The sequence below is a fragment of the Streptomyces clavifer genome (assembly GCF_036345975.1).
In the GTDB taxonomy this organism is placed as follows: domain Bacteria; phylum Actinomycetota; class Actinomycetes; order Streptomycetales; family Streptomycetaceae; genus Streptomyces; species Streptomyces clavifer.
Window position 1 is genome coordinate 5,699,456 of the sequence record NZ_CP107793.1, and the last position, 14,971, is coordinate 5,714,426.

Annotated in this window: 12 protein-coding genes; 8 read left to right on the forward strand and 4 right to left on the reverse strand. The window is 69.0% G+C overall.

The window, feature by feature from the left end; genetic code table 11:
* Positions 1 to 329 precede the first annotated feature (329 nt).
* Complete coding sequence (locus OG927_RS25025; RefSeq protein ID WP_330320806.1) at positions 330 to 1,760, reverse strand: endo-1,4-beta-xylanase; 1,431 nt, start codon at positions 1,758 to 1,760, stop codon at positions 330 to 332.
* Between the two features lie 1,274 nt (positions 1,761 to 3,034).
* On the opposite strand from OG927_RS25025, the gene OG927_RS25030 reads away from it, so the two are divergent.
* The 4 genes from OG927_RS25030 to OG927_RS25045 all read left to right on the forward strand — a co-directional run bounded on the left by OG927_RS25030 (position 3,035) and on the right by OG927_RS25045 (position 8,828).
* The gene (locus OG927_RS25030; RefSeq protein ID WP_330320807.1) at positions 3,035 to 4,459 is read left to right on the forward strand and encodes a non-reducing end alpha-L-arabinofuranosidase family hydrolase; all 1,425 of its coding nucleotides are present in this window, start codon (positions 3,035 to 3,037) and stop codon (positions 4,457 to 4,459) included.
* Between the two features lie 339 nt (positions 4,460 to 4,798).
* Positions 4,799 to 6,103 carry a YncE family protein gene (locus tag OG927_RS25035; RefSeq protein ID WP_408058094.1) on the forward strand — a complete coding sequence of 435 codons (1,305 nt, stop codon included), beginning with the start codon at positions 4,799 to 4,801 and terminating at the stop codon, positions 6,101 to 6,103.
* Between the two features lie 402 nt (positions 6,104 to 6,505).
* Positions 6,506 to 7,363 carry a hypothetical protein gene (locus OG927_RS25040; protein ID WP_319104335.1) on the forward strand — a complete coding sequence of 286 codons (858 nt, stop codon included), beginning with the start codon at positions 6,506 to 6,508 and terminating at the stop codon, positions 7,361 to 7,363.
* Positions 7,364 to 7,799: 436 nt separating this feature from the next.
* A complete protein-coding gene (locus tag OG927_RS25045) occupies positions 7,800 to 8,828 on the forward strand; it encodes a MarR family transcriptional regulator (protein WP_330320808.1) in 1,029 nt (342 codons plus the stop codon).
* Positions 8,829 to 9,124: 296 nt separating this feature from the next.
* Here the strand turns inward: OG927_RS25045 and OG927_RS25050 are convergent, their stop codons facing one another.
* Positions 9,125 to 10,354, reverse strand: coding sequence for a PP2C family protein-serine/threonine phosphatase (locus tag OG927_RS25050; protein ID WP_056789224.1), 1,230 nt, complete (start codon positions 10,352 to 10,354; stop codon positions 9,125 to 9,127).
* Positions 10,355 to 10,633: 279 nt separating this feature from the next.
* On the opposite strand from OG927_RS25050, the gene OG927_RS25055 reads away from it, so the two are divergent.
* Entirely contained in the window at positions 10,634 to 11,005 is a 372-nt protein-coding gene (locus OG927_RS25055; protein WP_209469580.1) for a DEAD/DEAH box helicase family protein, read from the forward strand.
* On the opposite strand, the gene OG927_RS25060 is transcribed toward OG927_RS25055, so the two are convergent.
* Positions 10,953 to 11,624 carry a hypothetical protein gene (locus OG927_RS25060; protein ID WP_056789231.1) on the reverse strand — a complete coding sequence of 224 codons (672 nt, stop codon included), beginning with the start codon at positions 11,622 to 11,624 and terminating at the stop codon, positions 10,953 to 10,955. The genes OG927_RS25055 and OG927_RS25060 overlap by 53 nt on opposite strands.
* A 127-nt stretch (positions 11,625 to 11,751) precedes the next feature.
* On the opposite strand from OG927_RS25060, the gene OG927_RS25065 reads away from it, so the two are divergent.
* The 3 genes from OG927_RS25065 (at position 11,752) to OG927_RS25075 (ending at position 14,088) form a co-directional block, all read left to right on the forward strand.
* Positions 11,752 to 12,183 carry an Hsp20/alpha crystallin family protein gene (locus OG927_RS25065; protein ID WP_056789236.1) on the forward strand — a complete coding sequence of 144 codons (432 nt, stop codon included), beginning with the start codon at positions 11,752 to 11,754 and terminating at the stop codon, positions 12,181 to 12,183.
* 442 nt (positions 12,184 to 12,625) lie between these two features.
* Positions 12,626 to 13,063, forward strand: a complete 438-nt coding sequence (locus OG927_RS25070; protein WP_124281640.1) for a DUF2267 domain-containing protein — start codon at positions 12,626 to 12,628, stop codon at positions 13,061 to 13,063.
* 689 nt (positions 13,064 to 13,752) lie between these two features.
* Positions 13,753 to 14,088, forward strand: a complete 336-nt coding sequence (locus tag OG927_RS25075; protein ID WP_056789247.1) for a MerR family transcriptional regulator — start codon at positions 13,753 to 13,755, stop codon at positions 14,086 to 14,088.
* Between the two features lie 274 nt (positions 14,089 to 14,362).
* Here OG927_RS25075 and OG927_RS25080 read toward each other — a convergent pair whose 3' ends face one another.
* Entirely contained in the window at positions 14,363 to 14,722 is a 360-nt protein-coding gene (locus OG927_RS25080; RefSeq protein ID WP_330320810.1) for a hypothetical protein, read from the reverse strand.
* Positions 14,723 to 14,971: the final 249 nt, after the last annotated feature.

Below are 14,971 nucleotides of genomic sequence, written 5' to 3' on the forward strand. Positions count from 1 at the left end.
ACCGGGCCGCATGCGCGGTCCAGTCGTCGAGCGAGTGGCGGGATGCATAGCCATCGACAGTGACACCCCGTTCAGAACGAGAGCGAGTGCGTCACCCTGTCCTTGTGCATCTCCCCGTCGCTGTCGATGACTTCAGTGGTGTCTCCTTCGTGGCTTCGCCGGCCCCGCGATCTGTCGGATCACCGATCACCGCAGCGAGCATGCCGATCGCGAGGGTCGCCGCCATTACGGCGACGACCCTGGACCATCAGCGATGTCCTCCTGGAGGGGCGGGCGAAGCCACACCGTAGGCCGTCATTGATTCGCCCTTCCGTTAGTGGCAGGTCTCCTCAGGTGCGGTTCCAGCGTTGGTTGCTGCCGTTCGAGCAGGAGTACAGCTGGATCAGGGTTCCGTTGGCGGTGCCGTTGCCGACGGCGTCGAGGCAGAGGCCGGACTGGACGCCGACGATGGATCCGTCGGAGTTGAGGCGCCATTTCTGGTTGTCGCCGCCCCAGCAGCTGTAGATCTGGACTTTGGCGCCGTTGGCGGTGCCGGCGGCGTCCAGGCACTTGTTGCCGTAGACCCGGAGCTCGCCTCCGGCGGGGGAAGTCCACTGTTGGTTGGTGTTGCTGTTGCAGTCCCACAGCTGCAGCTGTGTGCCGTCGGTGGTGCCGGCGCTCGGCACGTCCAGGCACCGGCCTGAACCGACGCCCTTGATCGCTCCGGAACCGGTCGGGGGTGTGGACGAGCCGCCGTTGAGTGCGTTGAGGACGGAGGTGTAGGCGGCCTTCTTGCTGCCGTCGTTGTTGAACAGCAGCGGCGACTGCTCCGATCGCCAGGAGTCGCTGTCGCGCACGCCCCAGACGGTGATGCCGAGGCAGCGCGGGACGGCCAGGCAGTCGTTGGTCACGCTGGCGTAGGTCGAGGCCGGGGCGCCCTGGATGTCGAGTTCGGTGATGGCCACGTCTACACCGAGGGCGGCGAAGTTCTGCAGAGTGGTGCGGAAGTTGCTGTTGTAGGGACTGCCACTGTTGAAGTGCGACTGGAAGCCGACGCAGTCGATCGGCACGCCGCGCTGCTTGAAGTCCCGGACCATGGAGTACATGGCCTGGGTCTTGGCCCAGGTCCAGTCCTCGACGTTGTAGTCGTTGTAGCAGAGCTTGGCCGCCGGGTCGGCGGCGCGCGCGGTGCGGAAGGCGACCTCGATCCAGTCGTTGCCGGAGCGCTGCAGGTTGGAGTCCCGCCGGGCTCCCGAGCTGCCGTCGGCGAAGGCCTCGTTCACCACGTCCCACTGGGCGATCTTGCCCTTGTAGTGGGCCATCACGCCGTTGATGTGGTCATTCATCGCCTGGCGCAGGGAGCTGCCGCTGAGGCTCTGCATCCAGCCGGGCTGCTGGGAGTGCCAGGCCAGGGTGTGGCCGCGCACCTGCTTGCCGTTCTGCACCGCCCAGTTGTAGACGCGGTCGGCGGAGGTGAAGTTGAACTGGCCCCGCTGCGGTTCGGTGGCGTCGATCTTCATCTCGTTCTCGGCCGTCACCGAGTTGAACTCACGGCCGGCGATCGTCGTGTACGCCGAGTCGCCCAGCTTGCCCGAGGCGATGGCGGTGCCGAAGTACCGGCCGCTCTGCGCCGCCGCGGCGCCGAGCGTGTTCTCTGCGGCGTGCGAGGTCGGCGGGGCCACCAGTGTGGCGACCGCACCGAGGACGCCGACGACCAGCGCCAACAACAGGTTACGGATCTTCCGGCGGATAACGGGTCTGGGAAGGACGTACGAGCCCATGACTATGCCTCCAAGGTAGAAATCACGGAAGGGCTGGAGCGCAGGGGAATGCGTCGTTCGCTCCCGTTCGGCAGACGGACGGGGCGGGGCGGAGCCCGGGCGGCACGGCTTCACCGGACGCCGCGGTCATGGGACGGGACGAAGTTCGGCACGGGCACGGGTACTCCATCGCGGCTCAGCCGGGGGACCGCCACGCTGCGTCGCTTACCTCATCGACTGCGTGCCGAAGAGCCAGGATGCGCTGGTGCGAACCTCACCGGAACGGGGTGACGCAGGTGCTTCGGTGCGCGGATCTGTGGTGCCTTTCTGTGTGGAGGTGCCGTGCCGCACGGACTGCCCAAGGCTGCTGCGGTCCGAAGTGTCGAGCTGTGGCCGGTGTCTCCGACAGGAATGATTGAGGTCTTGACGATGCATCGTCAAGACTCCTCACGGGAAAAAGTTTCTGCGCTTCGATCGAAACTTTCGAACGCGGACCAGGGTCGGGGGCTCGCGAACATGTCGCCCCGCACCGGGCCTTGGCCCGAAGGGCAGCGGATTCGCCAGCCGTGTGGCGTGGTCGGCGGGCCGGCGGGCCGCGCACGTCGTCGATCAGCTGATCCGCGGTGTCGCACCGGGTGGGTGGGTCTCGCGGTCGCGGCTGGGCGGCAGTGCGGCGGTGCGGTGCAGTGCGGTGTCGAAGCCCTGCTCGCCGATTCGTCACTTCGGCGCGCGTGTCAACGCCTTGGTGTGCGAGCCGCGCTGGACCGCCCCATTCCTGGCGCCGAGCGTGGTGACTCGGCCGTCACCGGTGCGGCGTGCGGCATTTCGGGCACGGGAGTCTCCTAATGTTTCGGCATCCTTGGCGACACATGCGAGAGGTATTGACGCCGTTCGCCGACTCCGTAACATGGAGGACGCTCGACATCCCGACCCTTGTTCGATATTGCGAACGTGCGCAGACGTTCCATCGCGCAGTGGGGGAAGCGCCGGTTGCTCCGCCCGTACGAGGTGCCGCAAGAAGCCGTGCGACACGTGTGTCATGACCTCGACAATTCGGTCGCCCTGTTCGTCGTGCCACCTGGGCGCTCGACCGTCTGGGCCTCCACCCCGGGCACCCCATGCCGTCCCGCAGGTTCCGGGGGCCACCGGTCTCTCAGGAGGTCGGGAAGGACGGGGGAGTCACAAGCGGTAAGCCGTGGTGCTCACCGACCGCAGCCCGCCGCACCACACCGACAGTCCGGGCGACCTTTGACGAGGTGAACCGGAGCCGTCTACTCAAGGTTGAGGAAGTCCCCATGCATGGAGGAAGTTTCAGCCGCAGGCATCCGTCTGCGGTGCTCGCCGCCGTGGTCGCGGCCCTGGCCGCGCTGGCTGCGATGCTCGTCGCCACCCCGGCCCAGGCGGCTGCCAGTGGCGCCTTGCGCGGTGTCGGTTCGGACCGGTGTCTCGATGTGTCGGGCGCCGTCCAGACCGACGGCGCGTCCCTGCAGCTCTACGACTGCTGGAGCGGAACCAACCAGCAGTGGACGTTGACGGACGCCAACCAGCTCACCGTGTACGGCGGCAAGTGCCTGGATGTTCCGGGCCACGCCACCACGGCAGGTACCCGGGTGCAGATCTGGAGCTGTTCAGGCGGTGCGAACCAGCAGTGGCGGGTGAACTCCGACGGCGCGGTCGTCGGCGTGGAGTCCGGGCTGTGCCTGGAGGCCGCGGGTGCCGGTACGGCCAACGGCACGGCGGTGCAGCTGTGGACGTGCAACGGCGGCGGCAACCAGAAGTGGACCGGTCTCACCGGGACGCCGCCGACGGACGGCACGTGTTCTCTTCCGTCGACGTACCGCTGGACGTCGACGGGTGTGCTGGCGCAGCCGGCGAACGGTTGGGCCGCGGTGAAGGACTTCACCACCGTGACGCACAACGGCAGGCACCTGGTCTACGCGTCGAACGTGTCGGGATCGTCCTACGGCTCGATGATGTTCAGTCCCTTCACGAACTGGTCGGACATGGCGACGGCCGGCCAGAGCGGGATGAGTCAGGCCGCGGTGGCGCCCACGCTGTTCTACTTCGCACCCAAGAACATCTGGGTGCTGGCGTACCAGTGGGGTGCGTGGCCCTTCATCTACCGCACGTCGAGCGACCCCACCAACCCCAACGGCTGGTCCGCCCCGCAACCCCTGTTCACCGGGAGCATCTCCGGCTCCGACACCGGCCCGATCGACCAGACGCTGATCGCCGACGGTCAGAACATCTATCTGTTCTTCGGGGGTGACAACGGCAAGATCTACCGCGCGAGCATGCCGATCGGGAACTTCCCGGGCAACTTCGGATCGTCGTACACGACGATCATGAGCGACACGAAGGCCAACCTCTTCGAGGGTGTGCAGGTCTACAAGGTCCAAGGCCAGAGCCGGTACCTCATGATCGTCGAGGCGATGGGCGCGAACGGGCGTTACTTCCGCTCCTTCACGGCCTCCAGCCTGAACGGGTCGTGGACCCCGCAGGCCGCCAGTGAGAGCAACCCCTTCGCGGGCAGGGCCAACAGCGGCGCCACCTGGACCAATGACATCAGCCATGGTGACTTGGTCCGCGACAACCCCGACCAGACCATGACCATCGATCCCTGCAAGCTGCAGTTCCTCTACCAGGGCAAGGCCCCGGACGCGGGCGGTGAGTACAACCGACTGCCGTGGCGGCCGGGCGTCCTCACCCTGCAACGCTGACCTTCCCGATTCACGGCGACCGTGCTGTGGTGCGGTCTGCAGGCGTGTATGCGAGCGGTCGACGGCGGGTTCGATTCCGCCTGCCGGCCCGCATCGAGGAACCCCAGCCGTGCGGCGGCGGGGGTTCCTCGTCTGTGCCTGATCGACCTGGCCGAGGAGCAGCCGGGCCGTCGCCCCTGACCGCCCCGGGCCTCTGCCGCTTTCCGGCCTTCTGCGAGAGCCGGACAGCACCCGCCGTCCGGACTCTGTTCAACATCCGTCTCTGCTGGTTACGTTACCTCTGGTAACAGTAGCGGGCGCGCCTGCCGGCGCCCCGCCCCTCTGCCTCAGGAGTTCACCGTGACGCGTTCCTCCGCCCGTCGTCCTCGCCGCCGTCGCCCCTTCTGCACGGCCGCTCTCGTCGCCGCCGGACTCACCGCGGGCGTGCTGCCTTCCGTACCGGGCTCGGCCGGCGCCACCGAGGCGTCGAAGCAGACACGGCAAGCCGCCTCGGGGGAGCTCAAGGAGGTGTTCTTCGTGGGCAACAACTGGGAGGGCACCGCCGACGTCATCAACTCCCGCGGCGACTACGCCAAGATCGGCCGGATCGACATGATCCCCGACAAGGAGGAGCGCCTGTGGGAGATCTACCTCAACCCCGTCAAGCTCGCCTTCTTCCTCGGTATCCGGCTCGGCCCGGGCGAGGGCCACGACCAGTACGTCGACGACATGTACACCACGAAGGACGGCAAGTCCGTCGTCGCCTCCCGGCCGAGCTTCGCCGACGTGGTCTCCATCGACGTGGAGAGCGGGAAGATCAACTGGCGCTTCCCGGTGTCCGGCTTCCGCTCCGACCACATGGCGGTCTCACCCGACGGCACCCAGGTCGCCGTCTCCTCGTCCACCTCCAACACCGTGCACGTCCTCGACATGGTGACGGGCAAGGAGGCGGGTAACTTCAAGACGGGCGACAAGCCGCACGAGAACGTGTACACCGACGGCGGCAAGTACCTCTGGAACATGGCCATCGGCGAGGTCAACACCGACATGGACGCGCCCTGGCAGGACTTCACCAAGGGCGACCGCCGCATCACCGTCGCCGACGCGAAGACCTTCGAGGTCAAGAAGATCATCGACATGCGCGAGCGGCTCGACGCCTTCGGCCGCAAGGACCTGTCCGACGCGCTGCGGCCCGTCGCCTTCACGCCCGACGAGTCGAAGATGTACTTCCAGGTCTCCTTCTTCAACGGTTTCGTCGAGTACGACGTGCGCAACGACAGGATCACCCGGGTGAAGACGCTGCCGAAGAACCCGGACACCAGCGACGAACGCACCACCTACGTCAACGACTCCCGGCACCACGGCATGTCCATGAGCCCTCGGGGGGACAAGCTCTGCATCGCCGGGACCATGGACGACTACGTCACCGTCGTGAACCGCGAGACGCTGCAGGAGGGCCCGCTCGTCGCCGCCTCCAAGCCCTACTGGGCCACAGTCAGCGGAGACGGCAAGCACTGCGTGGTGTCCGAGAGCGGTGCCGACCAGGTGACGGCGATCGACTTCGCCACCGGCAGGAAGGTCGTCTCGATCCCCGTCGGAGACCACCCGCAGCGGGTCCGCCTCGGCCACGTCCCCGCGGACTGGACCGGCCCCTCCGGCAGCTGAGATCCCTCGGGCCCCGCCTCTCTCCCGATCGCGTTCTGTCGGGCCACGGCCTCCAGGGCGTCGAGAGGCGGGTTCGTCCGGAGACCCGATCTCCGGAGCGCAGCCCTGCGGGCTCGCGTGCTCCGGGGCGGAGTCGCTCGATTTCCCCTGGGACCGACCTCGTGGAGGGCTGCGTGCCTGGCCGGTGCACAGCCGCCCTGGGTTCATATCCCGGCGAAGAGGTACACAGGGCTTCATGAGCAGTATCGACGAACGGGCTTGGTTCACGAGCAGCTGGGCACCGCTTGGTGTCTCCAGCCGCGCTCACGGCCGGACCAACTCGCAAGCCCTGCCGGTCTGGATCCGCGATCACAATGACCGATGAGAGGGATACGGGGCACCCGTCTGCTGTACGTTCCTGGCATGGTCACGGGACAAGTGAGCGAGAACTCGGAGTCGCGCTTCTCCGCTCTTCTGGTCGGCGCAGCAAGGCTTCCTGGCGTGCGAATCGACAGGGAGGCGTACCTCCGGACGGCGCTGGCCCGTCATTGCTCGGAGGATCAACTGCGCCAAGCGATGGAAGAGAACCCCGCGGCAGCGGGTATTCCTCTGGATGTTCTGGACAGGGTGGCCGACGCCGCCATTCGCTACGAGACCGCCAAGGTGAGCGCGCTCTCCGCGGCTGCCGGGATTCCCGGATTCATCGCCATGCCCGCCACGGTGCCGGCCGATCTTGCCCAGTACGTCGCCCACATGCTGCGCATCGCGCAGAAGCTCGCCTACCTCTACAGCTGGCCCGATCTGTTCTCCACCGACAACGACGACCTTGATGACGCCACCAAGGGAGTGCTCACGCTCTTCTTCGGAGTGATGTTCGGGACCCAGTCCGCGAACGCCGCCTTGGGGAAGGTGGCGGAGGCGATGGCCGAGCAGGTCGCCAGGAAGTTGCCTCAGCAGGCACTGACCAAGGGTGTCGTCTACCCCATCGTGAAGAAGGTCGCCGGGTACCTCGGCGTCAAGATGACGAAGGAGACCTTCGCCAAGTCCGTCTCGAAGGCGATTCCCCTCGTCGGGGCCGCGGTGTCCGGCGGGCTCACCTATGCGACCTTCCGCCCCATGTCCAAGAGGCTCAAGACGCATCTCTCCGGCCTGGAACTCGCCAAGCCGGTCGGGGGCCAGGTCATCATCGGTGAAGTCATCCAGGACGAGGACCGCCAGACCGCAGACGAGGTGAAGATCCCGAAGCCGGGCCGTGAATGGCGTGTCCTGAAGCATCGGTAGGTCGCGACTCGGGTCCTCGTCGAGGACGGTCAGGTGTCGTCGGGTTCACCGCGACGCCGTCGTGGTGGTGCGGTCGCCGTTCCGGCGCTCGGGTCTCGAATCTCGGGGTCCGAGCGTCGTGGAGCCCTGCTCACTCGTTCGGGGGGCCGGTGCGGGGTCCGGGGCCGACGCTTGAGCTTCGGGTCCCGAGGGCCAGGCGTTGGGCTCCGGGATTCGAGCCGTGTTGTTCATCCGGGAGGTAGGTAAGGGTTTTCGGGGAAACCGAACCTCCCCTCCCTCCCCACCCCGTCACGGCCAGCAAGTATGACTAATCGTGATCGAGTTGCAGCGGAGAGTCGTGACTGCTTACGGTGCCCACAACGAGACGACCCCGACACGGTGTTTGGCGCACCGGCCGGGGTCTGACCCAAGATCGATACCCAAGAAAGACGATCTCGTGGCTATCCAGCACCCTAACTCCGCGCTGCCCGCCCCCGCAGCCTCACGCCCGTACCGCACGGCCCGTACCGGTTACGGCAAGCAGTCCCTCCCCGGCCAAGGCCAAGCCCACCGCGCCGACTTCACCCTCCTGCCCGCACGCGAGCGGTATGTCGCCGGGTATGTCGACCACCTGCCCGACGGCGCCGCCATGGACATCAAGTCGCTGGCCAAGGACCTGCCCCTGTACGGCCAGATGGCCATCGGCACCGCCCTGCGCGCCCTCGCCGTGGCCGGGCATCTCCGCCGTGTGCGCTGCCGGGTCGAAGGGGACGGCCAGTGCCGGTGGGTGACGCTCACCTACTGGTCGCGCGCCGCCCACGACAACGAGTGGTGGACGGCCAGGCTCGCAGGGGAAGCAGCCGCCCCGGAGCAGGCACCCGCGCCCTCCGCCCGGCCGGTCGTGCCCCAACAGCGCGCCGCACGGGCGGACATCATGGTGCACCCCTTCCCGAACCCGCCGCAGCCTCCCCCGGCACCGGCAGGTGAGCCGGGCACAGACTCCCCACAGCCCGCCGAGGCCCCTTCCCCCGCCTACCGGGCCCTCGCCGAACTCGGCCGCCGCGAACCGCGCCTGGCGCTCTCCGCCGCCGACTGCGCCGCGCTGGAGCCACTCGCCGCCGCCTGGTTCGCGCGCGGTGTGAGCGCCGACTACCTGACCTCGGCGCTCACCGCCGGGCTTCCCGAACAGGTCGGATCACCCATCGGCCTGGTACGCCGCCGCCTCACGGACAAGATGCCGCCCCGGCTCCCTGCGGCAACCGCACCGACCCAGGGCCCGTCCGGCACTCCCGTGCGCGGTCTCCTGGTCGAGTGCACCGAATGCGGCCGCCCCGGCCCGGCCGAGGCGCTCCCGGACGGCCTCTGCCGCCCCTGCCGTACCAAGCACCAGAAGCAGGAATCACCCGAAACGGCGGCCCCGGAGCAGGGCGGACGCGACGTTCCGGCCCTCATCGCCAGCCTCCACAACCTGATGCGCAGCCCTTGAAGGGTCCACGGGCTCCTCGCGGTCCGAGATCCATCACGTGGTCGGTGAAGGCCCGTCCGCCGGCGGGGTCACCGACGAGGAAGCCCGGCGAGGCGGAGGTCCGGGCCCGGCCGGAGGAAGTACGGAGTCGGCGTCGGCACCGAACCGGCCTGGCTTGACTCTGTCGGGGGTCTTGGACGGTCCGGCCTGCGCCAGAGGCACCGTCCGGCCCTCTGACGTCGGCAATGCCGCAGGGGTAGCGGACTGGCTCAGGCGCCAGAGGTCTCCAGTCCGGGCGCATCGGAGCAGTCGTCGAGTCATCGCTCGGCAGTGGTCCCCGACGCGGCGGAGGCATCGGCGAGGTCTGCGCCGGTGTCGGCGTCCCGCCGGGATTGGTCGACGCCGTGCCAGTCCAGGCATATGACGGTCGCGTCGTCCTTCAGGTGACCGCCGTTGGCGTCAACGACCGCTGCGATGAGGGTACGGGCGGCCTCACGGGGATGCAGGGTGCGGGTGCGGACGATCAGGTTCGACAGATCGAGGCTGTCTGCGTTGTGCTCCAGCATTCCGTCGGTCAGCATCACCAACCGGTCCCCCGGCCGCAGGTCCAGCGACTGGACTCGGTAGCTGTGAGGGATTGCCAGGCCGAACGGCATATCGACACGCGGACGGATCTCCCGCACCGCTCCGTCCCGCATCCGCAGCGGCCAGGGGTGCCCGGCGTTGATGAACTCGGTCTTGCCGTCGTTCAGGTCGATGCGGAGCAGCTGGCCGGTCACGTAGCCCTGGAAGCCGTGCTCGCGGACGGCCTGGTCGGCCTCATAGGCCTGTACGGCGAGGTCGGCTCCGGCCCGCCGCGCCCGGCGCAGGGCGCCCACCAGGAGAGTAGCCAGTAGCGCTGCGCCGACATCGTGACCCATGGCATCTGTGACGGAGAGATGGACCCTGTCCCGGTCGATCGCGTAGTCGAATGTGTCACCCCCGACGTGGTCGGCCGGCTCCAGCGCCCCGGCCACCGCGAACTGCGCCGCCTCACAAGCCAGCGACGTCGGGAGCAACCGGTGCTGGATCTCCGCGGCCAGACTCAGCGGGATGGTGCGGCGGCCCCACTGGTACACGTCGGTGAAGGCCCGGTTCGCGATGACGATGTAGGCCAGGGCGTGCGCGGTCTCGCCGATCTCCCGCATCACCTCCGCGTCGGGTGCCGCGGGCAGGAACAGTTCCAGGAGCCCGATGGCGTCCCCGCGATTGGTCACCGGGGCGACGACCCGTACCAGCGAGCCGTCGCCCCTGTCCTCCTTGCCCGGCCGCTGGGTGCGGATCACGTCGTCGTAAAGGGTGCCGTGCAGTGTGATGCGACGGGCGGGCTCATCGGTCTCCACGCTGCCGGCCGCTCCCAGCCGTACGACCGAGCCACCTGTGAAGTCGGTGATCAGGAACGACACCGACGCGGCCCCGAGGCGCTCCTTGAGCATGCGCGCGACCACGTCGAGCGACTCCACGGGCGCTGCTGTCTCCGCCGCCGCCAGTGTCTTCGCCAAGGTCATCTCTCTGCCCCGGCCCCCCTCGGTCCCGGGAAGACGTACGGTCGGCCCACCGCCCGCGTCAGGCCCGCTTTCGGTCACTGTGGCTCCTCGCTGTACGCGGCGTTCAGGGTTCCGCCCCCGGTGGGCGCTGGGCGGACGACAAGCCCGGTGCCGGGCAGATGCTATTGCACCGTGGAGCCCACGAGCGGTATTCCGTGTCGCACGGGCACCCGTTGCCTCGTCGGCCCGGCCCGTCCGCCCCGGGCTCCTCCGGGGCGGAGTCGCTCGGGTGGTCATGGCATGCGGCTCGCTGCGTTCCAGGGAGAGTTCGCCCTGCCGAAGGTGATCACTCCCGCGCCGCCCGCCGCCGAGGCGTTCGCCGACCTCGGCGCCGCGGCAGCTGTTGGCCGCGTGCACCGCGAGGGCGTCCCTTCGTCGATCCAGGACGCGACCGTGCCCAGCACCCCGGGCCGCGACGTCCTCGGCCGCGGGCGCACCGGCTCCGGCAAGACCCTTGCCTGCGGCCCGGCTCTGCCGGCCTGCACCGCCGGACAGTGCGCCGTGCCCCGCCGGCCGCTCGCCCTGATCTCCTCGACGTCGTCGGGCCGCGCGCCATGGGTCAACCGGAGGTGTTCCCGCTCGCCGTCGACGGGGTGGTGGCCGAGTCCGTGAGGGTGTCGAGTCGGGTGACGAGCTCGGGGTGGGTGGTCAGGTGGGGGCGGGTGGCGTTGAGGGGCTGGATGAGGGTCGCGGGGTCGTCGTTCGCGAGGGCTGCGTCGAGCGCGCCGAGGGACTGGCGAGCGGCGGTGGGCAGGTCGGTGAGGGCGGTGATCTGTCCGGCGAGGCGGCGTAGGTCGGCGGCGTGGTGGCGGGCCCAGGAGGTCACGGTGCGGTCGGCGGCGCGGCGCTCGCGGGTGGCCTGGACGCGCTGTTCGCCGGTGGTTCCGGCCGCGCCGGGACGGTTGCGCAGGTAGCGGCGTTCGGCGGCCTGGCGACTGGCGACACCGAGGGGGTGGGCGAGGTCGGCCCAGCTGGCGCCTGCGTGACGGGCGGTTTCGATCAGACCGGTCTCCCAGCCGGAAAGCTGCTCGCGGATCTGCCGCAGCAGCAGGAGGGAGGCCAGGGCCTGCTCAGGTCCGGCGACGGGGGCGCCTTGGGCGCCCGCAGTCTCGTGCCGGGCGGCGCCGAGTTCGCCGTTGATGGCCTCCAGTGCTGCGGCGGCGGCGAGAAACGAGGCAGGGCTCCGGCCGTCGTCACCGGGTGGGGCGGGCTGCTGCTCGGCTGCGGTCATGGGCTTTCCTTCCGGACTGTCATCCATTGGATGACTCGAGGTTTGTCATCCGATGGATGACATGATACAACGGTTCCAGTGCAGCGCATTGGCAGCTACTGCCCGAACCTTCTGGAGGTGTTTCGCGATGTTGATGCGCACTGACCCCTTCCGCGAGCTCGACCGTCTCGCCCAGCAGCTGACCGGCTCCGGTACGTGGACGCGACCGTCCGCGATGCCGATGGACGCCTATCGCGAGGGTGACGAGTATGTGGTGGCCTTCGACGTTCCGGGCGTCAGCCCGGAGGCGATCGACATCGACGTCGAGCGGAACATGCTGACCGTCAGGGCCGAGCGCCGGCCCGCGGTGAAGGCCGACGATGTGCAGATGGACCTGTCGGAGCGGCCTCTGGGTGTCTTCTCCCGCCAGATCGTGCTGGCCGACACGCTGGACACCGAGCACATCACGGCCGACTACGACGCCGGGGTGCTGACGCTGCGCATCCCGATCGCCGAGCGCGCCAAGCCCCGCAGGATCACGATCGGCCGGGAGTCCTCCCGCAAGCAGATCTCCGGCTGAGTCCGCCCGGCGGCCAGGTCGATGCCGGTGCAGGGCGGGCACGTCCCCTCGCCCGTCCTGCACCGCATGGGCCGGCCCGGCGGGGTGCTACCCGGGTCGGCCGTACGTCCGCCGACCGTCCGTTGTGCGGGAGACACGCGGATTCGCCCCTGAGTCCTTCCCGCCGTCACGGAGGGCCGAAGTCCTTCCGTCGGGGCGCTTCCCGAGGGCGGTGGAGGCCTGGATCGAACGCACCACCGCAGCGACTGCGGCCACGGACGTGAGCGCGATCGGTCCGGTCGCCGACGACTTGTTCCAGCAGTCCAGCAGTTCAGCCCCGGCTTCCCGCTGGGATGCGACCCCTTCTTCGGTTACCCCGGCCCCCGTGGCCACCCCACGCCGGCGCCCGCACTCCGCCGGGGGCCGGTACCACCACTCCGGATACAGAAAGGCAGCCACCGCAGTGATGTCCGACCTGCGCGTACCACTCCCTCACCAGCCCGTGATGACCTTCGAGCAGATGCTGGAGAAGGTCCGCTACGACGGCGCCTACCCCACTCGCGAACGGGCGGAGGAGGTCGTTCGCCTGGTCCTTTCGGGACTCGGACGCCAGCTGACCGGTGAGGAACGCGTCGAGCTCGCCGCCCGCCTTCCCTTCGAGGCGGCCTCGATCCTCACCGCCCAGGTCCCCGGCATTCAGCCTCTGACCGGCTGGGCCTTCGTCAAGGAACTCGCGGCCCGCACCGGCGCCACCCCCGCCACCACCCGCTGGGACACCGGTGCCGTCCTCGCCGTCGTGGCAGCCCTGGCCGGCCCCGATCTGCTGACCCGCATCCTGAACCGGCTCCCCACCGGTTACGCGCTCCTGTTCGGCCGCGCCGAGCTCGTCCAAGCCGCCTGACGGAGCGCCGTCGTCCGCACCGCCCCCGTGCCACCCGGCGTGCCCTCCGGACCTGGCCGGACGGCCGGGCGAGTGAAGGCGGCTCCCCGCTCTTTCCCCCTGGTCGCCCGGAGGGTGACTACCTCCTTGTCGAACGCGCGAAAATCTGTGCCGACGGGAGTAGACATTGGGTGGTGGGCGTGAGTATGGTTTCTCATGTAGTCGAGATCGAGCAAGGCCCGGCAGGGATGAACTGCCGGGTAGCGGTATCAGTAGGTGCAGTTCGCAGGACGGTGCGGTGGTGGAGTTCCGAAGCCAGGTTTGTTGCAGACGGCGACGGGACTGACGACCGGACCGGGTGGCCCGCAGTGATCAGGGGCCGCCACCGGCAGTAAGTAGTACGCAGTACCAGCAGTACGCAGTACAGGTTCGGCTAATGATTGGGTTCAGAGGGAAAGAACGGAGGAGTTGAGCGCCATCAGGATCGCCCGGGCGGAAGCCTTGAGCCCGGGTACCGCAGGACATCGATAGTGAGGTGGTCTCCGGTCGAGCAACCGCGATCCCCGTACCCCCGACGCCTTTCAGGCCGGGGACACGGACACAGAAGGCCGACGCAGGACCAAGGTCGGCAGATGGTGTAGCAGTTCCTTCGGGGCCCTGGTGCCGGTACGGCACCAGGGCCCCTCCACGCGTTCCACAGAGAGGTGCAAGTGACAGCAGACGACTCGTTCGGCCGTCTCGACGACGACGACTACCCCGCCTACACCATGGGCAGGGCCGCCGAGATGCTCAATACCACCCAGGGCTTCCTGCGCGCCATCGGCGAAGCCCGGCTCATCACCCCGTTGCGCTCCGCGGGAGGCCACCGTCGCTACTCCCGCTACCAGCTGCGCATCGCCGCCCGCGCCCGTGAACTCGTCGACCAGGGCACACCGATCGATGCCGCCTGCCGGATCGTCATCCTCGAGGACCAGCTCGAAGAAGCCCAGCGGATCAACGCCGAATACCGCCGTGGCGCCGGATCGTCGGGTCCGCCCGCAGCCTGAGGCGGCGTGCGTGTCGCGTATCGGCGGGCTCCCGCACGACAGCCTGGGAGTCCGCCTTCGCCCACGCCATCGCCCACGTCCTGGCGTGGGCGTTCTGCTGTGCCGCAGGAATCAGTGCGACAGGCTCCCGGCGCGCTGCGCGAAGCCCGGTGCCCCCGAGGCCGTCCGGCCGGCGGAGCGGCACGGGCCGCCTTCGTGGCGACGCCGGGGGCACGACCGGTGTGCGCCGGTCGTGCCCCCAGCGCGTGCCCAGGGTTTCCTGAGCGGCAGGTGGTCAGTGGTTGGAGTAGCTGAAGTCGCCCATGGTCCAGGCGCTGACGTCCTCGATGGCCACGCGGTACATTCCGCCCGTCTCCGGGATTCCCACCTCGCCCTGCAGAATCCGTGCCACGTGGAAGTGGAGGTGCGTGGGCGGCCCTTCCCTGCGGTTCGCCGCGGTGAACACGGCGGAGAAATCGCTGAGGCTGGCCGAGTCCGCCAGGACCTCCGACACCCTTTGCCTCCAGACGGCCTCGGGGGCGAGCCGTCCGGTGATGACGGCGCCGCTGGCGACCACGGTCAGAGACATCTGATTGCTGTGCCCGGACTCCACCAGGGCGGCAACGTCAACGAGCAGTTCGTCAGGCTTCGACATGAGAGTGGATTTTAATCACCGTCACGATCCGCTGCCCGCCGCCCCCGGCACCCGGTCCCGCTCCGGTCCCCGCAGCCCGGTCCCGCTCCGGTTCCCGGCGCCAGGGAGAGTCGGCCCCGCCCGCAGGCCGGTCACCTGAACGCAGGCGGGTCACCTGAAGGCCGGGCGGTACCGGACGCGCCGCCGTACCGGGCCACCGGCGGGCTGCCGGCCGGGCGGTCACGCGGAACGTGGCCGCCCGCAGCGGGA